Annotated in this window: 22 protein-coding genes; 9 read left to right on the top strand and 13 right to left on the bottom strand. The window is 71.6% G+C overall.

Features of this window, described 5'->3' with window-relative positions:
- Positions 1-19 precede the first annotated feature (19 nt).
- The 5 genes from ABZS66_RS10060 to ABZS66_RS10080 all read right to left on the bottom strand — a co-directional run bounded on the left by ABZS66_RS10060 (position 20) and on the right by ABZS66_RS10080 (position 5,814).
- Entirely contained in the window at positions 20-916 is an 897-nt protein-coding gene (locus ABZS66_RS10060; RefSeq protein ID WP_354756744.1) for a dioxygenase, read from the bottom strand.
- The gene (locus ABZS66_RS10065; protein WP_354756745.1) at positions 913-1,974 is read right to left on the bottom strand and encodes a maleylacetate reductase; all 1,062 of its coding nucleotides are present in this window, start codon (positions 1,972-1,974) and stop codon (positions 913-915) included. Before ABZS66_RS10065 ends, ABZS66_RS10060 begins: the two co-directional genes overlap by 4 nt.
- Positions 1,971-3,773, bottom strand: coding sequence for an FAD-dependent monooxygenase (locus ABZS66_RS10070; RefSeq protein ID WP_354756746.1), 1,803 nt, complete (start codon positions 3,771-3,773; stop codon positions 1,971-1,973). Before ABZS66_RS10070 ends, ABZS66_RS10065 begins: the two co-directional genes overlap by 4 nt.
- 145 nt (positions 3,774-3,918) lie before the next feature.
- On the bottom strand, positions 3,919-4,887 hold the full coding sequence (locus ABZS66_RS10075) for a helix-turn-helix domain-containing protein (RefSeq protein ID WP_354756747.1): 969 nt from the start codon (positions 4,885-4,887) through the stop codon (positions 3,919-3,921).
- A gap of 9 nt (positions 4,888-4,896) precedes the next feature.
- Entirely contained in the window at positions 4,897-5,814 is a 918-nt protein-coding gene (locus ABZS66_RS10080) for a LysR family transcriptional regulator (RefSeq protein ID WP_354756748.1), read from the bottom strand.
- Positions 5,815-5,884: 70 nt separating this feature from the next.
- On the opposite strand from ABZS66_RS10080, the gene ABZS66_RS10085 reads away from it, so the two are divergent.
- Genes ABZS66_RS10085 through ABZS66_RS10095 form a run of 3 tightly spaced genes read left to right on the top strand, consistent with a single transcriptional unit; the run spans position 5,885 to position 8,414 of the window.
- Positions 5,885-7,087 carry a thiolase family protein gene (locus tag ABZS66_RS10085; protein WP_354756749.1) on the top strand — a complete coding sequence of 401 codons (1,203 nt, stop codon included), beginning with the start codon at positions 5,885-5,887 and terminating at the stop codon, positions 7,085-7,087.
- On the top strand, positions 7,084-7,743 hold the full coding sequence (locus tag ABZS66_RS10090) for a 3-oxoacid CoA-transferase subunit A (protein WP_354756750.1): 660 nt from the start codon (positions 7,084-7,086) through the stop codon (positions 7,741-7,743). The genes ABZS66_RS10085 and ABZS66_RS10090 overlap by 4 nt, the downstream gene beginning before the upstream one ends.
- Positions 7,740-8,414, top strand: coding sequence for a 3-oxoacid CoA-transferase subunit B (locus ABZS66_RS10095; protein WP_354756751.1), 675 nt, complete (start codon positions 7,740-7,742; stop codon positions 8,412-8,414). Before ABZS66_RS10090 ends, ABZS66_RS10095 begins: the two co-directional genes overlap by 4 nt.
- On the opposite strand, the gene ABZS66_RS10100 is transcribed toward ABZS66_RS10095, so the two are convergent.
- Positions 8,383-9,069 (bottom strand): SDR family NAD(P)-dependent oxidoreductase, encoded by a 687-nt coding sequence (locus ABZS66_RS10100; protein ID WP_354756752.1) that lies wholly within the window; start codon positions 9,067-9,069, stop codon positions 8,383-8,385. The genes ABZS66_RS10095 and ABZS66_RS10100 overlap by 32 nt on opposite strands.
- 122 nt (positions 9,070-9,191) lie before the next feature.
- On the opposite strand from ABZS66_RS10100, the gene ABZS66_RS10105 reads away from it, so the two are divergent.
- Positions 9,192-9,800 carry a helix-turn-helix domain-containing protein gene (locus ABZS66_RS10105; protein WP_354756753.1) on the top strand — a complete coding sequence of 203 codons (609 nt, stop codon included), beginning with the start codon at positions 9,192-9,194 and terminating at the stop codon, positions 9,798-9,800.
- Positions 9,801-9,855: 55 nt separating this feature from the next.
- The gene (locus ABZS66_RS10110; RefSeq protein WP_354756754.1) at positions 9,856-10,347 is read left to right on the top strand and encodes a hypothetical protein; all 492 of its coding nucleotides are present in this window, start codon (positions 9,856-9,858) and stop codon (positions 10,345-10,347) included.
- A 4-nt stretch (positions 10,348-10,351) separates the two neighbouring features.
- Here ABZS66_RS10110 and ABZS66_RS10115 read toward each other — a convergent pair whose 3' ends face one another.
- Entirely contained in the window at positions 10,352-11,536 is a 1,185-nt protein-coding gene (locus tag ABZS66_RS10115; RefSeq protein WP_354756755.1) for a helix-turn-helix domain-containing protein, read from the bottom strand.
- A 307-nt stretch (positions 11,537-11,843) separates the two neighbouring features.
- Here ABZS66_RS10115 and ABZS66_RS10120 point away from each other — a divergent pair, with 307 nt between their 5' ends.
- Entirely contained in the window at positions 11,844-12,107 is a 264-nt protein-coding gene (locus ABZS66_RS10120) for a hypothetical protein (RefSeq protein WP_354756756.1), read from the top strand.
- Between the two features lie 44 nt (positions 12,108-12,151).
- Here the strand turns inward: ABZS66_RS10120 and ABZS66_RS10125 are convergent, their stop codons facing one another.
- From ABZS66_RS10125 to ABZS66_RS10135, 3 genes are all read right to left on the bottom strand, one after another.
- Positions 12,152-12,469 (bottom strand): TraR/DksA family transcriptional regulator, encoded by a 318-nt coding sequence (locus ABZS66_RS10125; RefSeq protein WP_354756757.1) that lies wholly within the window; start codon positions 12,467-12,469, stop codon positions 12,152-12,154.
- Between the two features lie 51 nt (positions 12,470-12,520).
- Positions 12,521-13,363: a cell shape-determining protein MreB gene (locus ABZS66_RS10130; protein WP_354756758.1), complete on the bottom strand. Its 843-nt coding sequence runs from the start codon at positions 13,361-13,363 to the stop codon at positions 12,521-12,523.
- Between the two features lie 503 nt (positions 13,364-13,866).
- Complete coding sequence (locus ABZS66_RS10135; RefSeq protein WP_354756759.1) at positions 13,867-16,677, bottom strand: YfhO family protein; 2,811 nt, start codon at positions 16,675-16,677, stop codon at positions 13,867-13,869.
- 421 nt (positions 16,678-17,098) lie between these two features.
- Between ABZS66_RS10135 and ABZS66_RS10140 the strand changes: the two genes are divergently transcribed.
- A complete protein-coding gene (locus ABZS66_RS10140; protein ID WP_354756760.1) occupies positions 17,099-17,917 on the top strand; it encodes an ion transporter in 819 nt (272 codons plus the stop codon).
- 64 nt (positions 17,918-17,981) lie between these two features.
- Complete coding sequence (locus tag ABZS66_RS10145; protein ID WP_354756761.1) at positions 17,982-18,644, top strand: tetratricopeptide repeat protein; 663 nt, start codon at positions 17,982-17,984, stop codon at positions 18,642-18,644.
- A 75-nt stretch (positions 18,645-18,719) separates the two neighbouring features.
- Here the strand turns inward: ABZS66_RS10145 and ABZS66_RS10150 are convergent, their stop codons facing one another.
- Positions 18,720-19,685 (bottom strand): hypothetical protein, encoded by a 966-nt coding sequence (locus tag ABZS66_RS10150; RefSeq protein ID WP_354756762.1) that lies wholly within the window; start codon positions 19,683-19,685, stop codon positions 18,720-18,722.
- A gap of 137 nt (positions 19,686-19,822) precedes the next feature.
- Between ABZS66_RS10150 and ABZS66_RS10155 the strand changes: the two genes are divergently transcribed.
- The gene (locus ABZS66_RS10155; RefSeq protein WP_354756763.1) at positions 19,823-20,767 is read left to right on the top strand and encodes an alpha/beta hydrolase; all 945 of its coding nucleotides are present in this window, start codon (positions 19,823-19,825) and stop codon (positions 20,765-20,767) included.
- On the opposite strand, the gene ABZS66_RS10160 is transcribed toward ABZS66_RS10155, so the two are convergent.
- Both ABZS66_RS10160 and ABZS66_RS10165 read right to left on the bottom strand, forming a co-directional pair.
- Complete coding sequence (locus tag ABZS66_RS10160; protein ID WP_354756764.1) at positions 20,768-21,412, bottom strand: maleylpyruvate isomerase family mycothiol-dependent enzyme; 645 nt, start codon at positions 21,410-21,412, stop codon at positions 20,768-20,770.
- Between the two features lie 37 nt (positions 21,413-21,449).
- The gene (locus ABZS66_RS10165; RefSeq protein ID WP_354756765.1) at positions 21,450-23,030 is read right to left on the bottom strand and encodes an AMP-binding protein; all 1,581 of its coding nucleotides are present in this window, start codon (positions 23,028-23,030) and stop codon (positions 21,450-21,452) included.
- Positions 23,031-23,039: the final 9 nt, after the last annotated feature.

Here is a 23,039-nt window from a genome sequence, read left to right on the forward strand (position 1 = left end):
CGAGATCCGCGCCAACGGTTCAGTCGGGTGCGGGTGCGAGCACGATGTCGAAGCGGACGCGTGACCACGGCCGGCCGTCGAGGTCACGGCCGTCCGGGGTCGGCGTCCCGGTGGGCTGTTCGGTGAAGTCCATGACGAGCGAGTCCTTCACCCCGAACACGCTGTCCCGGTCGAGCAGCTCGTCGCCGCGCACGAAGATGTGGGTGACCAGGGTGCGCAGGCCGTCGGCGGTGACCATGAAGTGCAGGTGCGAGGCGCGCATCGGGGAGCGGCCGGTCGCGGCGAGCATCGCGCCGACCGGGCCGTCGTGGGGGATCGGGTACGGCGTGGGGGTGACGGCCCAGAAGCGGAAGTCGCCGTCGTCGCCGCTGAACAGGTGCCCGCGGCCGGCGGTGCGGTCGTCGCCGTACTGGACGTCGTAGAACCCGTCCTCGTCGGCCTCCCACACCTCGATCCGGGCGCCGGGGACCGGGTTGCCGCCGGTGTCGCGGACGGTGCCCTCGACCCAGCACGGCTGGCCGGGGGCGCCGGCGGCGATGTCGCCGCCGAGCTCGACGTGCGGGGCGTCCTCGACGAAGAACGGCCCGAACACGGTCGCCTCGGTCGCGTTCGCGTATGCCTGGTTGTTGATCGCGATGGTCTGCATGGAGGCGCCCAGGGTGTCGGAGAGCAGGATGAACTCCTGGCGCCGCTCGTCGGTGATGTGGCCGACGGCGGTGAGGAAGTCGATGCCCTGCTTCCACTCCTGCTCGGTGAGGCGCACCTCGCGGACGAACGCGTGCAGGTGGGTCACCAGCGACCGCATGATCTGCTGGAGCCGGGCGTCGGGCGTGGCGTCGAACGAGTCCAGTACCCGCTCGACCAGCTCGTCCTCCCGGGCGCGCTGCTCCTGCGAGACGTCGGTGTCGGTGGTCATCGGGGTTCGGCTCCTTCCCAGGCATCGTGCAGGAGGCGCTGCAGGTCGTCGGCGGTGACGGCAGCGGGGTTGGTGTCAGGTACGGCGGGCAGGATCGCATCGACCGCCGCCGGAATCTGCGCCTCGTGGAGTCCGTAGTCCCGCAGCGCCCGGGGCGCGTCGAGGCGCCGGCGCAGCGCCTGGAGGCCCTCGATGGCGGTGTCGCTGCCGAAGGCCCGCGCGATGCGGTCGGCGGCGGCGGGGGCGGCCGGCCCGTTGAGCGCGAGGACGTAGGGCAGGACGACGGCGTGGGTCGGGGCGTGCGGCAGGTTGTACATGCCGCCCAGGACGTGGCAGATCTTGTGGTGCAGGCCGGACCCGGCAGAGGCGAACGCGACCGCCGCCAGGTACGCGCCGTAGAGGGTCTCCTCCCGGCCGGGCAGCCCTTCGGGGTCGTCGACGACCTGGGGGAGGCCGGACGCGAGCGCGCGGATGCCCTCGGCGGCCAGCGCCGCGTCGATCGGGTCGGTGCGGGGCGCCCACATGGAGTCCACGCAGTGCGCCAACGCGTTCAAGCCGGATGCGACGCTCAGGCCGACCGGAAGGGAGCGGGTCAGGGCCGGGTCGTAGACGACGGCGTGCGGCAGCACCCGCGGGTCCACGCCGGTGGTCTTGCGGGCGCCCTCGGTCAGCCCCCACACGTTGGTCGCCTCCGAGCCGGCGTACGTGGTCGGCACCGCGATGATCGGTACGCCGGCGGTGAGCGCGATCGCCTTGGCGAGGCCGGTGGTGGAGCCACCGCCGACGCTGACGATCGCGTCGACGTCGTGCTCGGCGGCGGCCGCCCGGGCGCGCTCGGCGACGGGGACCGGGACGTGCATCACGACCTCGTCGTGGACCAGGACGACGGGGAGTCCGGCGCTGATCCGTTCGGCGAGGGCCGATTCGCCGGGCGCGGCGATCACCATCACCCGGGCGGCGCCCAGGCGCTCGACCTCCTGCGCCACCGCGCGGGCTGCGCCGCCGGAGGCGAACCGGACGCGCTGGCCGAGCGTCTCGTGGTCGAACTGCAGGCTCATGCGCGGCTGCCCGGGCCGAGGATCTGGGTCAGCGCGTCGCGCAGTGCCGACTCGGGGTCCGCCGGCAGCGCGGCAGCGCGCCATCCGATGTGCTTGTCGGGGCGCACCAGCAGGGCGCCGCTCTCGTCGATCTCGCGCAGCCTGGACCAGTCGTAGTAGAGGTCGGTGACCTCACGGCCGGGGCCGATGACGACGGTGGCCAGGTCGATGCCGAGGGCGCGGGAGACCTTCTCGGCGGCGTTCTCCCAGGCCTCGCCGGCGATGCCGGTGATGAGGGCGAAGCGGGTGTACGGCGCGAGGTCCATCATGGCGAGCTTATGCCTGTTGTCGCCGACCCAGGCGTGCGGCAGGTGCGAACCGGGCACCGTCGACGCCTGGTAGTACAGGTCCGGGTCGCGGGTGGGTTCGGGCCGGGCAGTGCCGTCGGGGACGACCGCGCTGGACTCGTAGAACTGGCCGAGCTCGACGCCGTGGGCGTTGAACTCGTAGTTCTTCAGCTCCATCGCCTTGACCAGGGCGGCGCGCTTGGCGGCCCCCTCGGGGGTGTTGGCCTTGCGCTCCTCGATCTGGTGGACCATCTCCGCCTCGGTCCTGGCCTCGGTGACGCCGAGCGCGACGAACAGGTCGACGAACTCGCGGCTGGACTTGTTGGCGCGTTTCACGATGCGTTCGGCGACCGGCGCGCGCTCGGTGGAGTAGGTGTCCAGCAGCGAGGGGGACGCCTGGCCCTGCAGTACCGCGGCGAGCTTCCACGCCAGGTTGTAGGAGTCCTGAATGGAGGTGTTGGAGCCCAGCCCGTTGCTCGGTGGGTGCCGGTGGACGGCGTCGCCGGCGCAGAACACCCGCCCGGACTGCAGGTGGGTGGCGTACATCTCGTTGTTGCCCCACAGCGACGTGCCCGTGATCTCCACGTCGAGGTCGGGCATGCCGAGCAGGTTACGCACGATCTGGGTCGCGGCGGCCTCGTCGACGACGGGAGGCTCGTCGTTGATGTCGTAGCCCCACACGATCAGCCACTCGTTCCACGGGCGGACCATGCGGACCAGGCCGGCGCCGATGCCGCCGACGTTGGAGCCGGGTTGGATGACCCAGTACAGCACCGAGGGCCGGTGGTTGCAGTACGCGCTGATGTCGGCCTTGAAGGTGATGTTCATGGAGCCGGCGATGTCCATGGCACCCTCGTAGGGCAGCCCGAGGTCCGCGGCGACCTTCGACCGCGCGCCGTCGGCGCCGATGAGGTACTTCGCGCGAATCGTGTACTGCGGGCCGGTGAGCCGGTCCAGGACCTGGACGTCGACGCCGTCGGCGTCCTGGGTGTGGGAGAGGTACTCGGTGGAGAACCGGGACTGCGTCCCGCGCATCGTCGCGTGCCTGACCAGGATCGGCTCGAGGTAGGTCTGCGGGATGTCGACGGTCAGGCACGGCGAGGCGAGCTGGTAGTCGGCCTCACGCGCGGCGCTGGTGCCCCAGGTGTGGATCCGGCCGATCTCCTCACCGGCGATCGAGGTGCAGAACACGGTGTCACCGACGAGGTGGTGCGGGGTGGCGTCGGCGAGTACCTGGTCCTCGATCCCCATGTCCCGGAAGATCTCCATGGCCCGCTGGTTGGTGATGTGCGCCCGCGGGGTGTTCGCCGTCCACCGGTACTTGGTGATCATGATGTTGGGGACGCCCAGGGTCGACAGGAACAGCGCGGCCGCCGACCCGGCCGGTCCCGATCCGACGATCAGCACGTCGGTCTCGACCGCCGCGGACGTCGGCAGTTCGGTCTCCCCCTGGCCGTCGTTGAACACGGGCATCGGTACACCCTCCTCGGGCCGGACGCGCGCCGGCGCTCAGCGAGCCAGTGTCAGCAGTCGCCACCGTGGCGTCGACATGTGACGCTCATCTCGGCGGGAACCCGAAGCGATGGCCGATCCGCGCAAGCTGTAGGTCAGTCCGGTGTCAGTCCAGTGGGAGGAGCCGGGAGATCAGGGCCCGCCGACGGACGTCGGTGGCGCGCTCCTCGAAGCGGGACCTGAAGGCGTTCGAGAAGTGGGCGGCGGACGTGAACCCGCAGCACCGGGCGACGTCGGCGATCGTCATCGTGGCGGCCGTCGGCTTCCGCAGCAGGTTCCGCGCGGCCTCCAGGCGGCGGCCCAGGACGTATTTGGGCACGGTCGTGCCGGCTTCGGCGAAGACCCGGGAGAGGTGGCGCGGGCTGATGCCGACGGCCGCGGCAACCTGCGGTGCGCTCAGGGCCGGGTTGGCCAGATGCCGGTCGATGTAGGTCTGCGCGGCGGCGCGGTGCGCGGTGGACAGGGCGTCGCGGTCCGCGCCGGTGAGCGCGGCGACCAGTTCCAGCAGGGCCGCCTCGTCGGCCGGGCGCGGGTCGTCGGATCTGGCCGCGGCGCCGACCTCGCGGGCGAGCGCGTGGGCGACGGGGTTGGCACCGGCGGCGAAGTTCACCACCGTCGGGCGCTCGACGTGGTCGATGCCGGTGACGTCGGCGAACACCGTGCGCGGGATCTTCAGGACGAGCTCCTCGAGCCCGTGGGAGAACCCGCGCATGAACGGCCGGTCGGCGTCGTACATCAGCATCTCGCCGGGCTGGACGGTTCGGACCCCGTCGTCGTGGTAGAAGAACGCCTCGCCGACCAGGCTGAAGAACAGTGCCACGGACTCGGCGGGCCGGTGCCTGATCAGCGTCTCGTCACGCTCGACGACGTGGGAGTTGCCGCGCACCCGGGCGAGGTGGATCCGCTCCAGCTGCACGTTGATCTCGGTGGCCTCCAGCACGGCCGCGGTGAGGGTGCGGCAGCGCAGGCCGATGAGCGCCCTGGCGTTGTGGCTCTCCCACAGCTCGACGCGCTGACGTTCGGGCAATCCCACGGTGGAGAACGCCACGGGCACCGCAGGCGTGATCTCCGCCATGGCCGCATTCTAGTGCCGCGTCGGGCGCGAAGCGGATCCGCGCAGCTCAGCCGTCCGGGCGACGATCTCGGCGACCCGGCGGACGGCGGGGGACCGCTCGCCCGCCCGGGTCGCCAGGCCGAGGTCGACGGTCGGTGCGCCGTCGAGTGCCACATAGGAGACGCCGCCCAGGGCGAGGCTGCGGACCGGCTCGGGCACCAGCGCGACGCCGAGGCCGGCCGCCACGAAGACCACCAGGGTGGCGGTCTCGCCGACCTCCATGACCGAGGTGGGGCGAAAGCCCGCGGCGGCGCAGGCGGCGAGCACATGCTCGTGCATCGACGAGCGGTGGCCCGAGAAGTGCATGACGAACGGCTCATCCGCCAGGCGCGCGAGGTCGATGCTGGGCCGTCCGGCGAGCGGGTGCCGATCCGGCAGTACCGCCACCAGGGGCTCACGGCGCAGCGTGCGCACCTCGACCCCGCGCCGGTCCACCCCGTCGGGCCGCAGCACCACGAGGTCGTAGGTGCCGTCGAGCAGCCCGGCCACCAGGGCCGGGCTGAGCAGTTCCCCGTGCAGGTCGAGCTGGACCTCCGGGAGTGCGCTGCGCACCTCGCGTGCGGCCAGGGGCAGCAGGTCGTACGTCGAGGTACCGATGAAGCCCGCCGACACCCGCCCGGCGTGGCCGGAGGCGACCAGCGCCATGTCGCTCGACGCCCGGTCGGCCGACGTGAGGACGGCCCGGGCGTGGTCGGCGAAGCGGCGACCGGCCTCGGTCAGCTCCACCCGGCGGGTGGTGCGGTCGACGAGCGCGACGCCGAGCTCCCGCTCAAGCTGCTTGATCTGCTGGGACAGTGCCGGTTGGGCAATGTGCAACCTGGCCGCGGCCCGACCGAAGTGCTGCTCCTCGGCGAGCGCGGCGAACGAGCGCAGCTGCCGCAGTTCCATGCAACCAGGTTATCAATTGTGCAAGATTCAGTATTGGATTGAATGAACAGCCCGTCGTACGTTTGGGGGCATGCGTTCCGCCTACCTTTATGCCGCGGCCCGCACGCCGTTCGGCCGCTTGGACGGTGCCCTCGCCGAGGTCCGCCCCGACGATCTCGCCACGGTCGCGCTGCGGGGCGTGCTGGACAAGACCCCCGACCTCGACCCGGCGGCGATCGGGGACGTCGTCTGGGGCTGCGCCAACCAGGCCGGCGAGGACAACCGCAACGTCGGCCGGATGGCCGTGCTGCTGGCGGGTCTGCCGGTCTCGGTGCCGGCGACGACGGTCAACCGGCTCTGCGGCTCCTCGCTCGACGCGGCGATGATCGGATCGCGGACGATCGAGGCCGGCGACGCCGACGTCGTCGTGGTCGGCGGTGCCGAGTCGATGACCCGGGCGCCGTGGGTGCTGCCCAAACCGTCGCGTGCGTTCCCAGCCGGGAACATCACGGCGGTGTCGACCACGCTGGGCTGGCGGCTGGTCAACGAGAACATGCCGCCGGAGTGGACGGTCTCGCTCGGCGAGGCCAACGAGCTGCTCGCCGAGCGGTTCGGCATCTCGCGGGAGCGGCAGGACGAGTTCGCCGCCCGCTCGCACAACCTGGCCGACGCCGCCTGGGCGGCAGGCTTCTACGACGACCTGGTGGTGCCGGTGCCCGGCGTCGACCTGCCCCGCGACGAGGGCATCCGCCCCGGGTCGTCGGCCCGGAAGCTGGCCGGGCTGAAGCCGTCGTTCCGCCCCGCCGAGGCCGGCGGCACCATCACCGCCGGCAACGCCTCGCCGCTCAACGACGGCGCGTCGGCCGTGCTCCTCGGCTCCGAGGCCGCCGCGGACCGGATCGGGCGGGCTCCGCTCGCCCGCGTCGCCGGTCGCGGCGTGTCGGCGGTCGAACCGCCGATGTTCGGCTACGCCCCCGTCGAGGCGGCCGGCCAGGCGCTGGCCCGGGCCGGCATCACCTGGGCCGACATCGCCGCGGTCGAGCTCAACGAGGCATTCGCCGTCCAGTCGGTCGCGTGCGTCGACGCGTGGCTCGCCCACGGGCTGGCCGACCCCGGGATCGTCAACGCCAAGGGCGGCGCCATCGCCATCGGCCACCCGCTCGGCGCCTCGGGCGGCCGCATCCTCGCCACCCTGGCCGCGCGCCTGCAGGAGTCCGGCGACCGGTACGGCGTCGCGGCGATCTGCATCGGCGTCGGCCAGGCGCTCGCCGTGGTGCTGGAGAACGTGTCATGAGGACCACGATCTGCGACACCACGGCCCAGGCGGTCGCCGGGATCCAGGACGGATCGACGGTCCTGGTCGGCGGCTTCGGCATGGCCGGGATGCCGGTGCAGCTCATCGACGCGCTCATCGAGCAGGGCGCCACGGACCTCACGGTGGTGTCCAACAACGCCGGCAACGGCGACACCGGCCTCGCGGCGCTGCTGGCGAACGGCCGGGTCCGGAAGATCGTCTGCTCGTTCCCGCGCCAGTCCGACTCGTGGGTCTTCGACGGCCTGTACCGCCAGGGGCGCATCGAGCTCGAGGTCGTGCCGCAGGGCACGATCGCGGAGCGCATGCGTGCGGCGGGAGCCGGCATCGGGGCGTTCTTCTCGCCCACCGGCGTCGGCACACCGCTGGCCGAGGGCAAGGAGACCCGGCAGATCGACGGCCGGACCTACGTCCTCGAGCATCCGATCAAGGGCGATGTCGCGCTCATCGGTGCGCACCGCGCGGACCGGATGGGCAACCTGGTGTACCGCAAGACCGCCCGCAACTTCGGTCCGGTGATGGCGACCGCGGCCACGCTGGTGGTGGCCCAGGTACGTGAGGTGGTCGAGACCGGCGAGCTCGACCCCGAAGCAGTCGTGACGCCGAGCATCTACGTCGACCGGGTGGTGGCGGTATGAGCCTGGACAAGCACCAGATGGCGGCGCTGGTCGCCAGGGACATCCCGCCCGGCGCCTACGTCAACCTCGGCATCGGCCAGCCCACACTCGTCGCCGACCACCTCCCGGCCGACTCGGGCGTCGTGCTGCACACCGAGAACGGCATGCTCAACATGGGACCCGCGGCCACCGCGGACGAGATCGACCTCGACCTCACCAACGCCGGCAAGACCCCCGTGACCGAGCTGCCCGGGGCGGCGTACTTCCACCACGCCGACTCCTTCGCGATGATGCGCGGCGGCCACCTCGACGTCTGCGTGCTCGGCGCCTTCCAGGTCTCAGCCACCGGCGACCTCGCCAACTGGCACACCGGAGATCCGGACGCGATCCCGGCCGTCGGTGGTGCGATGGACCTCGCCATCGGCGCCAAGAGCGTCTACGTGATGATGACCCTCTTCGCCCGGGACGGGACACCGAAGCTGGTGCCGCAGTGCACCTACCCGCTCACCGGCGTCGGGTGCGTCGACCGCGTCTACACCGACCTCGCCACGTTCCTCATCACCGGCGACGGCGTCGTCGTACGCGAGACGTTCGGGATCTCCTTCGACGAGCTGAGCGAGAAGCTCGCAGCGCCCCTCCTGCGCGCACCCGCAGCGCTGCCTACCAGCCCAGGTCCCCGAACTCGTCCGTGAAGGTGCCGGTCGGTCCGTCCGTGCCGAGCGTGGCCAGGCGCACGACCGTCCTGGCGCTTTCCGTCACCGGTCGTCCGACTCCGAAGGCGGCGGTCATGTCGGTGGCGGTGGTACCGGGCTCGAGTGCGTTGAACTTGATGCCCGGCTGGGACTTGGCGTACTGGACCGTGAGCATGGTGGCTGCCGACTTGGACGCCGCGTAGAGCGCCAGCGGCATGTTGAACTCCGGCCGGTCGGGATTGTTCACCGCCCAGAACGAGCCGAGGCTGCTCGAAAGGGTGACCACCGTGGGGTTCGACGACTTTCGCAGCAGTGGCAGTGCCGCCTCCGTCACCCGGACGATGCCCACCGCGTTGGTGTCGAACACGCGGAGGGCGGTTGGTCCGTCGATGACGCCGGCCCCGAGGATGCCCGCGTTGTTCACCAGGACGTCGAGCCGCCCCTCGGCCGAGTCGATGGCTGCCAGCGCCCCGTTCACCAACGCGTCATCGGTCACGTCGAGCTGCACGAATCGTGCGCCCAGCGCCGCCGCGGCCTGCTCACCGCGTTCGACGTCGCGTGCGCCGACGTAGACGACGTGGCCCAGTTCAAGCAGCTGTCGGGCGGTCTCGAAACCGATGCCCTTGTTCCCGCCGGTGATCAGCGTGACGGTCATGTGTCTCCTCCAGGTACGCGGCGCCATTTTGTACTGATCGGTTGCGACGTCACCGTAGCAGGTTTTGTACTGATCGGTCGGTGAGCCGGATCACGATTTGTACCGAGCGGTAGGCTGGACCCATGCGCAGTGAGACACCCGCCGTCGGACGACCGCGGGCCTTCGACGAGGCGACGGTCCTCGACCGGGCCACCGAGGTGTTCTGGCGACACGGCTACGAGGGCGCGTCGCTCAGCGCCCTCACCAGCGCGATGGGTATCAACCGGCCGAGCCTGTACGCCACGTTCGGCAGCAAGGAGCAGCTGTTCCAGCGCGCCTTCGCCCGATACCACGAGCACCAGGTGGCCACCGCCCGCGCCGCACTCGAGCAACCCACCGCGTACGCCGCCATCGAAGCGTTCCTGCGCTCCAGCGCCGACGGCCTCACCGCCGGTGATCACCCCGCGGGCTGCCTGTCCATCCAGGGAGGCCTGGCCTGCTCACCGGAGAACAGCCGCATCTCCGGGATCCTGGCCGCCGGCCGGGCCGCCACCGAGTCCGCCGTCGAGGCACGACTGTCCCGCGCGGCGCAGGAGGGAGACCTCCCGGCCGGCATGGACGTCCGGGCGCTGGCCCGATTCGTGATGGCGCTCAGCGAGGGCCACGCCGTCCACGCCGCGGCCGGCGCGAGCCGCGAGGATCTCCAGGCCTCCGTCGACATCGCCCTGCGAGCCGTCGCGCTGCACTCCTGAGCCCAGGCAACCGCGCCGCTTCGCGATCTTCACGTGGTTTAAGATCTTCGATGACATGCGAACGCACCGAATTGCCTGGGGTATCGCCGGCGCGGCGGTAGTGGTGCAGTATGTGTTGCTGTCGGTCTATCTTACCCGAGCCGCGGATGCGCCCAGCTTCTTCGACCTCTACGACACGATTGTCGCCTGGCGGGCGCCGTTGCAGGTGGCCGGTTATGCGGTCTGGTTCACGGTCGTGGCGGCTGCCGGCTTCACCGTGGTCCGCGTTGTGCGCGCCGGCGGTCCGCGCAGTCGGTCGCTGCTGGTGCTGTGGTCGGCCGGGTTCGCAACCACAGTCGCCATCGGTGTTCGGCACGGCATTGTGGCCCCGTCGGGCGGTGCCGGCATGACGATGCTGCCGGGCGGTGCGGCACCCGGGACTGAGCAGGCACTGCAGATGGCCCGAGGTGTCGTACCTCCGCAGGTGCCGGTCCAGGGCGTTGCTGCATTGCTGTTGATGGGTTTCGTCGTCGCGATGGGTATCGCGATAGTCCCTTCGAAGCAGTAAGCGGTTAGCCGCTGCTCGGGAGCGCTTCGGTCGGCCAGTTGAGGATCTTGGCACCCAGCACCGCGGCCTGCAGGGTGAAGCGGTGCGCGGGGTCGCCCGCGTCGTAGCCGGTCAAGGTCCTGATCCGGTGCAGCCGGTAGGTCACCGTGCGGACTGATACGTGCAGCCGTTTGGCGGCTTCAGTGGCAACCCCGCCGGTGGCGAAGTAGGCGTCCAACGTCTCCAGCAGCGGTTCGGCGCCGCCGCGGGCCTGTGCCAGCGGGGTGAGCACCGCGGAGATGAGGTCGACGATGGCGGGCAGGTCGCGCAGGAGCACCCGGTAGACCAGGAGGTCGTGTGCGGTGATGACGGTCTTGTCGGTGCGCAACCGTCTGGCCATCGTCAATGCTTCGCGGGCCTCTTCGTAGGAGCGTGCGATGCCGTACAGGCCGGGGTGTGGGCGACCGACCGCGACCCGCCACGGTCGTCCATGTCGGAGGCGGTTGAGCTCGTCGTGCATCAGCTGTCCGAGGCCGCTGTCCCGGCCGACGGGTGTGGTCCGGCCGGCCGCGGCGGTGTCGGTGGCCTCAGCCGGGGCGAGGACGACGAGCAGGCCCTCCTTGGTCGCGACCAGGACGTCGCGGTCGCCGAGGCGGTCGAAGACGACCGCCTCCAGAGCGCTGATCGCCGCGCCTGCGTCCGGCAACCGCCGGCTCGGCGAAGCCAGGGCCACCTGGTGCACGCGGGCGAGGTCGAGCCCGAACGGCTCGGCTCGCTCGACGAGACTGCCGAGATCCGAGTCCCCGCGCAGGAGGTCGTCGATCAGCTCCCGGCGCAGCGTCTCCTCCCGGCGCACCAGATCCCGTCGTGCGGTCGCGTAGCCCTCAGCGAGCGTGGCGACCGCGTCGTCGACGACGTGCAGCACGGCCGCCGCGGCCGCCCGGACGACCTCGCTGTCCTGGGAACGCACCACATTGGGCAGGTCGTGCCACAGCCGCCGCGCCGACGACAGGTACAGCTGCACCACCCGTCCGGCCGAGATGCCCTGTTCGGCGGCCTGCCGGCCGAGCTGGCCGACCGCGTCGAGCTCGGCACGCTTCGGGCGGCGTCCGGTGACGGCAGCATCGGCCAGCAGTGGCAGGTAGTCGCCGAGGAGTTGCTCCGGAACACCGCCGGCGTCCTGCGCGGCAGCGGCTGCGACCTCGGCCAACCACGCCTGCTGTGCGGGCGGCGGTGCGGGCAATGCGGCACGTCGCCGCCGGCCGCTGTCGCCCACGCCGTGCTCACCCCTCACCCGCATGTACTCCTGGAGCCTCCACGGTGATCGCCTCGGCAGCCGACCGAGCGGCCCTCTTGATTGCCGGTCATCGGCAGTCTAGACCGGCTGGGCCGTGCGCCGTGGCGCTGTGTGCAGCGGAGATGCCCACGGTGCGGCCGGCCGAGGCGGGGACCGGCCGGCGTGGGTGCCGGCCGGCGTCGCATTCGGGGCAACTGGTCGCTGCCGGCTGCCGTACCAGGTGGTCGATCGCAATGTCGTTCGTGCATCGCGTGCAGACGCCGTATCGGCCCTGTTCGAGAGCGTCCAGGGCGAGCTCGATGTCGTCGAGCCGGCGGCGGGTGACAGCAGCCAGCGTGGACGTGTCGAGGTCACCCGGATCGCCAGGTTCCCGTGGCGGTATGGCGAGAAGACGAAGCTGCGTGTGGTACCGGCCGCGATGCTCTTCCAGCACGAGGCGCAGGACGTCAAGCTCTCGCCGCCTGCCGAGGCTGTACACGGTTGATCTCCCTCTTGCTGTGGTGCGTGCCGTTGCCCGACCGGGGCCGCTCACTGGTTGCGGGCCTGGCAGGGTACGCAGAACCGGGCATGTGGCAGGATCTCCAGCCGGGCGCTGGGAATCGGGCCGGTGCAGCGCTCGCAGCGCCCGTAGCTGCCCGCGGTCACGCGTGCCAGCGCGGCAGTGATCTCCTCGATCGCATGACGGGCCGCCTTGGTGCGTGCGGCGAGGGTGTCCGGATCCTCGCCGGTGCTGCCCGGGTCGGCCGCGGTCGCGGCGAGCATTGCGAGTTCCTCGGAGTGGTGGCGGAGCTGTGCCTCGAGCGACTGCCGCAGCGTCTCGGTGGTCGGGTCGGTGCCGATGCTCATCGGTTCTCCCATCAGGCTGTCGGAACGGGACGGGGGCCAGGCGTTCGTCGGTCAGGGACGGCGGGCGTCGTGACGCAGCACGGAGAGGGCCGCCAGCCCCGCGCCGCGCACGGCGGCCACGTGCGGTGCGGCGGGACTGCGCACCGAGGTGCCGGCCGCACCGGCGATTCGGGCGGCCAGCCGCGGACGGGCCGCGCCCCCGCCGACGAGGAGCAGGCCGCCGCGTACCGCCGCGGCGATCGCCTGACGGTGGCCGGCCTGGCGGCGTACCTGGCCGATGAGGTCGGTGACGGCGGCGATGATCGCCGCATCGGGGTCGGTGCCGCCATCGTCGTCGTGCAATCCGACGTCATGCCGTCGAGCGGCGACGATCACTCCGCCCGAGAGTACGGCGATCTCGGTCAGGCGTGCGCCCACATCAGCGATCAGCAACGGGCCGGCCGCTGCGCCGGAACCCATCGCGGCGGCGCGCACGGTGTCAACGATGAGCAGCCGTGCCGGCTCGAGCACGCTCGTCAGTACCTCGCGCAAGGCCAGTTCGGCCTGTGCGTTGCTGCCGACCGGCCGGCAAGCCACCACCACGACGCCGGTGGGTAGCGGTTGTTGCCGGTCACGGAGAAGCCCGGACAGCACCGCGCGCACCGCCTCCGCGTCGATGATCCGGCCGCGGACGACCGCGGCGGACCGTTCCGCGGCGGCCGGCGTCGGGTTGGTGGCGCGCAACCTGCCGTGGCCGGACAACCAGATTCGGGTACTGGCGCTGCCGACATCGACCCCGACCGCTGCGGGCCCGAGCGGCCTGGCGCAGCCGTCGGGAAGGTTCATCCCGGCCCGGCGCCGACGGGCGTCCCGGCGCGCCAGGGCAGCAGTGTTGTCAGTCGGTGCGGTGAACACTGGTGATCCTCTCGAGTAACCCGACGCCGTACACGGCGGTGCGGAGGTGCGCTGATTCCCGGATCGGGCACGGCGACAGCGGACCGAACGGTCGAGCGGTCAGCCGGGTCGCCCGGCGGTACCGGTTGCTGCGTGCTGCGTCGGCCGCAACCTCGGCCCGACGGTCAACAGCCGATGGTCGACAGGCCGTTGCGGCCGGGCGGCGACAAGGGTCGGCGCATACGCCGTTCGCCGACGGCACCTGGCGAGGCTGATCCGATCCGGGGCGAACTGCTCTGCACCGGGCAGGCCGCGACGGGCATGGCACACCACGTGCCGTGGAACGCGCCAGTCGTCATCGTCACCACCCCTGCGATACGCGCCGAACGGAATCTCCAGGATCGACGGCCGGGCCCTCGATGCGCACCGCCTCCGGTCGGCAAGCTCAGGTCGGCCGGATTGCCGACCACCGGCAATCCAGCGCCGACCCGGTGTCGACGGCTGCGGTGGCCCTGTGGGCGTCCTCAGCCACCGTCGGAGCCTTCCGGCGGGGCTGTCTCCGAGCGCCGGCGCCAGGGCCGTACGCCGATCGACACCGCGACGAGCAGCACCGCGGTCGTCGCGCTCAACCAGCCGCCGAGCTCGCCGTGCGGGGCGGCGAAGGTCAGCGCGACACGGTGGTCACCGGCGGGCACGGGGACAGCGACGACGCCGTGGTCGGCGGGCAGCAGGGGAACGGGCCGTCCGTCGACGGTCGCGGTCCACCCGGTCTGGTCGGCGTCCGCGACAACGAGATAGCCGCTGGTCTCAGCCGATACGGCGACGTCGATGACGTCGGTGTCGTCGGCGTCGATCCGCAGTTCGGCGTCGCCGCCGCCGGACGGGGCAGCCGGTCCGGACAGCAGCACGGTTCGCGCGTCCACCGCACCGGCTGCGAGCATCTCCAGGCGGCGGTCCGGGGATGGTTCGACGACCGCACTGCCGGCCCAGCGGATTCGCGGCAAGGCGCGGTGACGTTCGTAGATGACGGTCGAGCCGGCGTACGCCAGCCGCAGCCCGTCGTCGTCGGCGGCGACGGTCGGGACGGTGACCGACCCGGCGTCGGACTGCACCTGGACGGCGGCTGTGCCGCTGAGGGTCAGGGTGACCGCTGCCGGCCCGTCGAGTTCGAACTCTGCGACCGGCAGCAGCCAGGGCTGTCCCGCGGTCAGCTCGGGGACCGGGTAGCTGGTGTCGGCGACGGCCGCTCCCGCGCCGTCGCGGACCGTGATCCGCAGGCGAGCGTCGGGCGGACCCGAGAAGGTGTCGGCCGGGATGATGCCGATGCCGCGAATGCTGCCGGACAGCGTGGCGGCGACGGTGACCGGTCGGTCGGGTTCGAGGGTCGTCGTGCTGTCCGCGAGGGGCTGCGCGGCGGGAGATCCGAAGATCGTGGCCGACGGCGCGGTGACGAAGTATCTGACTCCGAGGCGGTCCAGGATCGTGCTGGTCGCTTGGGCGACGTCGGCGTCGAATATGACGTAGGTCGGCGACGGCACGGCGGTTCCCGGTGCGGCGCCGAGCAGTTCGGCGAACGACCGCTGCAGGAACGCGTGGCCGTTGAGGGAGCGCAGGCGGTACGCGGTGCCGGTGCCCATGATGAGCGCGTCGCCGGCCGCGGCGAACCGCTCGTGGCCCAGGCCGTCGGCGAGGTACCGGTGGGTGTCGGTGACCGGGTAGAACGTGGCCCGCGACGACTGGGGCCAGTACTGGTGCACGAACCACCCGGCCTGGCCGCCGATCTGCAGGAGCAGCGCGCCGGCGGCTATCGGCGCGGCCGCTCGACGCCACCGTGACGAGCTCACTCGACGTCCGGGACGGGCCCACCGGGTGACAGCGACGCACAGGACGGCGCAGCCGATCAGCACCCCGCCGGCGAGGACGGCCCGCTCGTAGCCGCCGACCGCGGCATGCGCGGCGGCGATCTGCCGGCCCCGCCAGACCAGGGCGACCGCCCCGGCCACGACGAGCAGCCACACCGCCGCAGGTACCAGCCACCAGCGGCGGTGCTCGGCCGCCCGTGAACGGCTCGTCAACAGCAGCTCGAATCCGACCGCGCCGAGCGCGGCGAGCAGGAAACCGAGGACGCTGCGGGCCCGGCCGATGAAGTTGCCCGAGAACACGCCACCGACACCCGGCGCGTGCTGTGCCATCGCCAGCAGCGGCCCACCGGCGAAGATCAACACACCCCAGAGCAGGATGCCGCCGACGAGGAAGGCCCACACGCCCGGGGGAAGGCCGACCCGGCCCGATCGGGCCAGTCCGATCGCCGTTACGGCAAGGACGAGCGTCGCGGCACCCGTGTAGCACAGCGACTCGACGATGTTCGTACCGAGCAGGAACGGCTGCCGGTTCGGATCGGCTGTGCCGAGCGCGAACGGGGCCACCGCGGTGACGAGGCCGGTGGGGTCGAGATGCTGGCCCGGGGTCTGTGCACGGCCCTCGATGTACCAGGACCGGTAGAACCCGACGAACGGCAGCAGCTGGAACGCGGCGAGCCCGAACCCGGCCAGGACGCCGCCGGCGGTGCCCGCGAGCCGCACTGCCGCGGTGCGCAGCCATGCCGAGTGCTGCGCCGCCACGCGGGCCAGCGTGTAGCCCCCGGCGGTGAGCAGCGTGTATCCGGTCACCGCAGGGAAGCCACCCAGCAGCATCGCCGCAACCGGTACCGCGATCAGCGCCGCGTCACGTGCCCGGCGCAACTGCAGGAACCGCTCGACGGTCCAGAACGTCGCCGGGATGAACGCGGCCACCTGGGTCTGCGGGAAGTCGAGCCAGACGAGCATGAATGCGCTGGTGGCGAACATCAGTCCACCACCGAGCGCCGCGGGCCGGCTCAGCTGCCACCGGCGCAGCAGCAGGAAGCCGCCGCCGACCGCGCACGCGATTTCGAGCAGTTCCTCGTACGCCGGTGCCAGCCACGTCGGCAGCAGGTAGTACGGCAACGACAGCGGCGAGAACAATGCGTTGTTCGGTACCGCCGCGAGGGGTGTCCCGCCCGCCTCGTACGGGTTCCAGCCGGCGATCTCGCCCCGGTCGAGTGCGTCCTTGAACAGCATGCCGCTCGGCAGTTGGGCGGTGTAGATGTCGTCGAGCCAGGTGTTGTCGACCCGCTCGCGCGCTATCCCGGCCGCCGCGTACGGGCTGCCCGCGATCATCTCGTCCGTCGGCGCCAGCACCGTTCGCCCGCTGAGCGGGCCGGCCAGCCCCCACAACGCGAACAAGGCCACCGCCAACACGGCGACGACGGACAGCGAGCGCCCGGGTGCGCCGGCGGTGGTGGGGTGCGCTGACATGGTGAGGCTCCCGCCCGCGGCGGCCTTGTTCATCGGCCTTCGCCCGCACATCGAGGAGGAAGCCGCTTACCTGCGGCGATGACCCGGGCGTCTCGTGTGGTTCGGGTGGCTCCGGCCGGGGCGAGGAGGTGTCGCCCGCAGGATCCGGGGGAGCGGGGCCTGGCACCGGCGCACCGGCGCCACTTCTGGCCGGTCGGCGGCGAACGCCTCGACCTCGCCCTGGGATGCAGGTTGTTCGGGCACGCCCTGCAGCGTTCTCCGCGAGTGTGGCGGACGTACCGCGCTTCTGTGGCGATCACATGACGAAATCCGCGGACGCCGCGCCGTTCGCTTGCCGATCGACGGCGTCCAGCGGTGAGATCTTCTGGTGATCGATATGGCGCGGGTTGTGAGATGGTGTTCCGCTGTAACGCAGTCGCGGGTGTTCGAGGTGGCGATCGTGCTGCTGATCGGGGCCAACGCGCTCGTCCTCGCCGTCGAGACCTATCCACATCCCGGCACGGTCGGCGCGCTGCTGGACGAGCTGGAATGGGGCTTCCGCATCGCGTTCGTCACCGAGATCGCGATCCGCATCCTCGCCCACGGCCGCCGGCCCCAGGACTTCTTCAAGCAGGGCTGGAACGTCTTTGACTTCATCGTGATCGCGGCCGCGTTCGTGCCAGGCCTCCACGGCGACTCGGCCGCACTGCGGGTGATCCGCATCGCGCGGGTGGTCCGCCTGGTCCGCTTCTCGCCCGGCCTCCGCACGATCGTGACCGCGTTGCTGCGCAGCCTCCCCGGCGTCGGTGGCTTCCTCGCCCTGGCCCTGGTCACGCTCTACGTGTACGGGATGGCCGGGTGGCTGATCTTCGGCGAGGCCTATCCGCAGGAGTACGGGACCATCGGCCGTGCCGTGCTGACCCTGTTCGTGCTGCTGTCGCTGGAGACCCTGCCGGAGCTGATCGAGCAGGGGCTGGAGCTGTCACCCTGGACGCTCGTCTACTACATGAGCTTCGTCCTGCTGACCGCGAACCTGCTGATGAACATCCTCATCGCCGTCATCGTCAACTCGATGGAAGAGGCCCGCCGCCTCGAGATGACCGACGGCCTGTCGCCGGACTACGACGCCAACGGCGACGGCGTCCCCGACGAGATCGACCGCATCGCCATCAGCCAACGCCTCGACGACCTGCGCACGCTCCTGCAGGAGCTGGAACGAGACCTTCGCATCGATCGCGGGACCGGGGATCGCACAAGCTGATGACAGGTTGTCCCGACTAGACTGCCGGATCTAGCAGGTAGTAGCGATGTCAACGGGGGCGGCGATGCGTACCGACGATCGGATCGAACGGGCCAGAGAAGTCTATGAGCGGGCAGTGTTCGGTGGCGACACCAGCGCGCTGGTCGACGCCGAACAGGGATTGGACGCGGTCGAGGCCGATGTGGCGTTGGCGCGTGGGCTGATGCTGCATGCGCGGGTTCAGAGTGCGACCGTCGACGCCGGGTCGTTGCCCGCCGAGGATCCCGCTGAACTGCCGCTGTTTGAGCGTGCGCTTGCGTTGTACCGGGCACTGGGGGATACGCGCGGCGAGGCCGAGGCATTGTTCTGGATCGGTTGTCTCCACCAGTTCATCCGGCGTGACAACGAGACCGCGGTTCCGTACCTCGAGCGGTCCTGCCGGCTGGCGGCGCAGACCGGCGACACGGCGACCCGGTCCGAGGCGCTGCGGCACCTGGGCATCGCGGCGCACGCCGCCGGCCGGCTGGACGAGGCGCGGGAGCGGCTGGAGGAGTCGTCCCGGCTGCGCCGGGAGGTCGGGGCGCTGCCGGGCCTGGCCTCCAACATGATCGGGCTGGCCTACATCGCCACCGCCCAGGACCGTCGCGCGGACGCGTTCGCAACGCTCGACGAGGCGGATGCCATCGCACGCGCGCAGGGTGCGCACGCCATCGTGCGGCACATCGAGCAGGCGAGAACGCAGATCTGACGTGCGGCCACGGCGTCGATCGTCACCGTCCGTACGCACTCCGGCCGGCACAGACTCACGGGCTGTGCGACCAGTTCAGTCCTCCTCCCGTTCGATCGCCTCCAGCAACATCTGGGCGGATTCATCGTTCCAACGGCCGCCCGGGTCGGCGGCGATGCGCACCTCGGCCAGGAACGCCGCCTTCTCGGCCGCGGTGCGCTCACCCGGGCGGTAGTAGACGGCCGAGAGCGCCTCCAGGATCAACATGTAGCACCGGTGATCGTCGGCGGTGCGCGCCATCGTCAGCAGTTGCTCCCACGCGCCGGGCAGCATCAGTGCGCAGAGTTCGGCGGGATCGCCGAGATGGTAGTAGGCGAAAGGGCGGTCGACCCTGAGCGCGGCCTGGATCAGGCTCTCCAGGACCGCTGGAGTGGTGCGGCTCATCCAGCCCAGGACCGCGGCCGACCGTCTGATGTCCTCGGCGTCGCCGTTGCGCAACTGGGCGAGGGCTGCGGCGAACGCGTCCTCGTCAGGGCGCAGAGCATCGCACACGCCGCACGCGCACAGCTCCAGGGCGGCCTCGTAGGCCGCCCGCTCGTCCACGGAGAGCTCCTCGATCGGGAGCCACCGGTCGTCGGCGTAGAGGCCGTCGGAGTCGATCTGCCAGACGACGCCACGCAGCACGACGAACCGGTCACCGGCCGGCGCGGCCTCGCCCCGCTCGGGCTGCTCCTGCGTGATGGTGACACCGGACTGGCGGGCCGCCCCCCGCACGTAGGGCCATTGGACGGCGACGGCGAGCCCGAACCAGTGCAGCCACGCGTTCGCCGACCGGTGGCAGACACCGGTCAGGTCGGGAAACCACCAGTTCGCGGTCGTGGCCCCGGCATCCTGCGGGTTGCCGGCCGGGTCGGCGTGCTCCAGGTAGGAGTGCACGTCGGCGTACTGCGGCCCGACCGTGTAGTTGTGCACGAAGTTCTGGACAAGGTTCCAGGTCGACTCCCGGAACGCATCGACGTTCCCGTCGCCGCTGACGCGAAGTGCATAGCCGACTGCTCCCATGGACGGCCACGGTAGCGATCTTGCGCAACCGTGGGGGAGGACGGGGCAGCACGGAGCGGCGCAGCGCCATACGATCATGCTGCGGCTCAGTCGGGAGGCTGACGATCGGGCCGTGAACGAACGGGGGAAATGCGTCGATGCCGATCGATCCGCAAGTCCAGCAGATACGCGCCGGCAGGGAGCGCGGCAGGGTTGCCCCGCTGTACTCGATGAGCGTGGAGGCGGCCCGGGCCGCCGACCTGGCCTCGATCCGCGCTGCCGACGGTGACCCGGAGAAGGTGCACGAGGTCGTCGAGCACTGGCTGCCCGCACCGGGCGGGAAGGTGCTGCTGCGGGTCTACCGGCCCAGCGCCGAGCCGTCGCTGCCGGTGCTGATGTATTTCTTCGGCGGTGGCTGGGTCCTCGGCACCGTCGACACGGCCGACGGCATCGCCCGCAGCCTGGCCAACGCGGCCGGTTGCATCGTCGCGGTCGCCGACTACCGGCTCGCGCCCGAGCACCCGTTCCCGGCGGCGATCGAGGACTGCTGGGCCGCCGCCGAGTGGGTGGTCGACAACGCGGCGGCGATCGGCGCCGATCCGGGCCGCGTCGCGGTGGGCGGCGACGGCGCGGGCGGCAACCTGGCCGCCGCGCTGACCCTGATGGCTCAGGAGGCCGGCGGCCCGCGGTTGGCCGGGCAGTTGCTGGTCTGCCCCAGCACGGACCTGTCCGATGCGACCGCCGCGGACGAGTCGATGCGTACCAGCGACGACCCGTACCTGTTCAACCGGCACTCGGTCGCGTGGTACCGCTCGCAGTACCTGCCCGACCCCGACGACGCCTACAACCCGCTCGCCTCGCCGCTGCAGGCCGAGCGCCTGGCCGGGCTGCCGCCCGCGCTGGTCATCACCGCCGAGTACGATCCCTGGCGCGATCAGGGTGAGCGCTACGCGGCGCGGCTGGCCCGGGACGGGGTCCCGGTCGCCGTCACCCGCTACGAGGGCATGATCCACGGCTTCTTCGCGATGTCCGCCGCCCTGGACGGGGGCAAGGTCGCGCTGGCCCAGGCGGCGAAGCAGCTGCGAGTCTGGTTCCAGGGCTGATCACCCGGCCGGCTGGCCCCCGGCGCGCTCGCGCAGCAGGGCCACCCCGTCGCCGGTCAGGTCGTCGCAGTACGCGCCGCGGCCGGTCATCGCCATCGTCAGGGCCAGTGTCGGCCCGCTCACCAGGGGGCCGGCGCCGGTCGCGAACCTGCCGTCGGTCGCCTCCAGCCGCAGCCCGCGGATGCGGCCCCTGGCCAGCACGACCTGGTCGCTGCCGCAGTAGTAGCCGGCGAGCTGGGTGAGCGTCTCGATCGGGTAGGCGCGCACGATGCCGAGCGGGCGGCGGATGTCCTCGCCGTGCACGATCGTCTCGCCGAGCATCGCCGGCAGCGGCAGCCACGGCATCGTCCGGCTCGGGACGACACCGCGGAACCGGCGCAGGGTCTCGTCGGCGTCCGCGCCGAGCTGCTCGTCGAGGCGCATCCGGACCTGCCGGTCGAAGTCGAACCGGCAGCGGACGACGCCCGCCAGCCATCGCCACCCGTTGAGGCTCGCCCCCGCGGTGAGGTGGGCGAGCACCTCGCGCACGGTCAGCCCGGCGCACAGGGACGGGGTTGCGAACCGCTCGGCGCTGACGTCGGCGAGGTCGTCGGCCAGCGCCGCCCGCTCGGCGAAGATGCGGGCCCAGGTCGTGTCGTCGCTCATGCCTGGTACGACTACCCGCAGGCGCCGGAATCGTCGCTCAGGACCGCGCGCGTTCGCGCTGACGGAGCTCGCGGCGCAGGATCTTGCCGGAGGCCGCCTTCGGGATCGCGTCGATGAGCTCCACGCGGCGGACCTTCTTGTACGGGGCGACCAGTCCGGCCACGTAGTCCATCACCGCCTCCGCGGTGAGCGTCGCGCCTGGCATCGGCACCACGAACGCCTTCGGGATCTCGGTGTTGTCGTCGTCGTACACGCCGATGACGGCCGCGTCGGCGATGTCCGGGTGGCCCAGCAGCAGGGCCTCCAGCTCGGCCGGGGCGACCTGGTAGCCCTTGTACTTGATGAGCTCCTTGACCCGGTCGACGATGAACCAGTTGCCGTCGGCGTCGACGCGGGCGATGTCGCCGGTGTGCAGCCAGCCGTCGGCGTCGATCATCGCGTCGGTGTCGTCGGGGCGCCCGAAGTACCCCAGCATCACCTGCGGCCCGCGGATCCACAGCTCGCCGGCCTCACCGGCAGCCGCGTCGGCGCCGCCGGCCACGTCGACGAGGCGCGCCTGCGTCGACGGGAACAGGCTGCCCACGCAGGCCGGCGGCTCGTCGGCGGCCCCGTCGACGTGGATGTGCGAGCCGGGCGACAACTCCGTCATCCCGTACGCCTGGCCGATCTCCACCCCGAGCCGCTCGGCCACGGCGGCCTGCAACGCGGCGTCGAGCGGGGCCGCGGCGCAGATGATCCGCTTGAGGTGCGACAGGTCGAGGTGGCCGACCTTGGGGTGCTTGGCGAGCACCAGCATGACCGGCGGCGCGAGGTAGGCGTGCGTGATCCGGTCGCGTTCGAGGCTCGTGAGGAACGCGTCGAGGTCGAAGCGCGGGTGCACGTAGACGGTGGCGCCGCGCATGAGGGCGTTGTTCAGCAGCACCGCCATGCCGTAGATGTGGAAGAACGGCAGGATGGCGATGATGCGGTCGCCCTCGTCGATGCGGTGCAGCCCGGCGATCTGCTCCAGGTTCGTGCTGATGTTGCGGTGGGAGAGCATGACGCCCTTGGGGACGCCCGTGGTACCGCTGGAGTACGGCAGCACGGCGACGCCCGTGGCCGGGTCGACGGCGGGCGCCGGCGCCGCCCCGTCGCGCAGCAGGCCGAGCACCGAGCGGTGCCCGTCGGCCTCGTCGCAGACGAGCACCTCGATCGCCGTGCCGGTCTCGGCCCGCACCCGCTCGGCCGCGTCCCGCGCCGCCGGGAGCACCGCCGACACCGTCACCAGCAGCCGCGCCCTGGAGTCGACGAGTTGCTTGGCGATCTCCGGCGCGGTCGCGAGCGGCGACAGCGTTGTGACGGTGCCGCCGGCGCGGGTGGTGGCGTAGAAGACGACCGGGAACAGCACCGTGTTCGGCGAGTGCAGGGCGACGACGTCACCGGCGCCGATGCCCTCGGCCGCCAGCCCGGCGGCGAGCCGCTCGACGAGCACGGCCAGCTCCCCGTAGGTGATCGTGCGCCCGGAGACCGCGTCGACCAGCGCGGGCAGCGCCCCTCGTTCGGCGGCCCGGCCGAGCACCCGGTCGTGGATGAGCTCGTCGACCACAGCCACGTCCGGATACCTGCTGCTGTAGATCATTGCCGACCT

The sequence above is a fragment of the Dactylosporangium sp. NPDC005572 genome (assembly GCF_040605515.1).
GTDB lineage: Bacteria > Actinomycetota > Actinomycetes > Mycobacteriales > Micromonosporaceae > Dactylosporangium.

What these genes read in the sequence shown, in the direction of transcription:
- ABZS66_RS10135 (WP_354756759.1), bottom strand. Translation starts at nt 16,677, where the DNA reads ATGTCAGCGCACCCCACCACCGCCGGCGCACCCGGGCGCTCGCTGTCC.
- ABZS66_RS10085 (WP_354756749.1), top strand. Translation starts at nt 5,885, where the DNA reads ATGCGTTCCGCCTACCTTTATGCCGCGGCCCGCACGCCGTTCGGCCGC.
- ABZS66_RS10090 (WP_354756750.1), top strand. Translation starts at nt 7,084, where the DNA reads ATGAGGACCACGATCTGCGACACCACGGCCCAGGCGGTCGCCGGGATC.
- ABZS66_RS10145 (WP_354756761.1), top strand. Translation starts at nt 17,982, where the DNA reads ATGCGTACCGACGATCGGATCGAACGGGCCAGAGAAGTCTATGAGCGG.
- ABZS66_RS10105 (WP_354756753.1), top strand. Translation starts at nt 9,192, where the DNA reads ATGCGCAGTGAGACACCCGCCGTCGGACGACCGCGGGCCTTCGACGAG.
- ABZS66_RS10155 (WP_354756763.1), top strand. Translation starts at nt 19,823, where the DNA reads ATGCCGATCGATCCGCAAGTCCAGCAGATACGCGCCGGCAGGGAGCGC.
- ABZS66_RS10080 (WP_354756748.1), bottom strand. Translation starts at nt 5,814, where the DNA reads ATGGAACTGCGGCAGCTGCGCTCGTTCGCCGCGCTCGCCGAGGAGCAG.
- ABZS66_RS10100 (WP_354756752.1), bottom strand. Translation starts at nt 9,069, where the DNA reads ATGACCGTCACGCTGATCACCGGCGGGAACAAGGGCATCGGTTTCGAG.
- ABZS66_RS10165 (WP_354756765.1), bottom strand. Translation starts at nt 23,030, where the DNA reads ATGATCTACAGCAGCAGGTATCCGGACGTGGCTGTGGTCGACGAGCTC.
- ABZS66_RS10110 (WP_354756754.1), top strand. Translation starts at nt 9,856, where the DNA reads ATGCGAACGCACCGAATTGCCTGGGGTATCGCCGGCGCGGCGGTAGTG.
- ABZS66_RS10160 (WP_354756764.1), bottom strand. Translation starts at nt 21,412, where the DNA reads ATGAGCGACGACACGACCTGGGCCCGCATCTTCGCCGAGCGGGCGGCG.
- ABZS66_RS10125 (WP_354756757.1), bottom strand. Translation starts at nt 12,469, where the DNA reads ATGAGCATCGGCACCGACCCGACCACCGAGACGCTGCGGCAGTCGCTC.
- ABZS66_RS10075 (WP_354756747.1), bottom strand. Translation starts at nt 4,887, where the DNA reads ATGGCGGAGATCACGCCTGCGGTGCCCGTGGCGTTCTCCACCGTGGGA.
- ABZS66_RS10150 (WP_354756762.1), bottom strand. Translation starts at nt 19,685, where the DNA reads ATGGGAGCAGTCGGCTATGCACTTCGCGTCAGCGGCGACGGGAACGTC.
- ABZS66_RS10070 (WP_354756746.1), bottom strand. Translation starts at nt 3,773, where the DNA reads ATGCCCGTGTTCAACGACGGCCAGGGGGAGACCGAACTGCCGACGTCC.
- ABZS66_RS10065 (WP_354756745.1), bottom strand. Translation starts at nt 1,974, where the DNA reads ATGAGCCTGCAGTTCGACCACGAGACGCTCGGCCAGCGCGTCCGGTTC.
- ABZS66_RS10095 (WP_354756751.1), top strand. Translation starts at nt 7,740, where the DNA reads ATGAGCCTGGACAAGCACCAGATGGCGGCGCTGGTCGCCAGGGACATC.
- ABZS66_RS10060 (WP_354756744.1), bottom strand. Translation starts at nt 916, where the DNA reads ATGACCACCGACACCGACGTCTCGCAGGAGCAGCGCGCCCGGGAGGAC.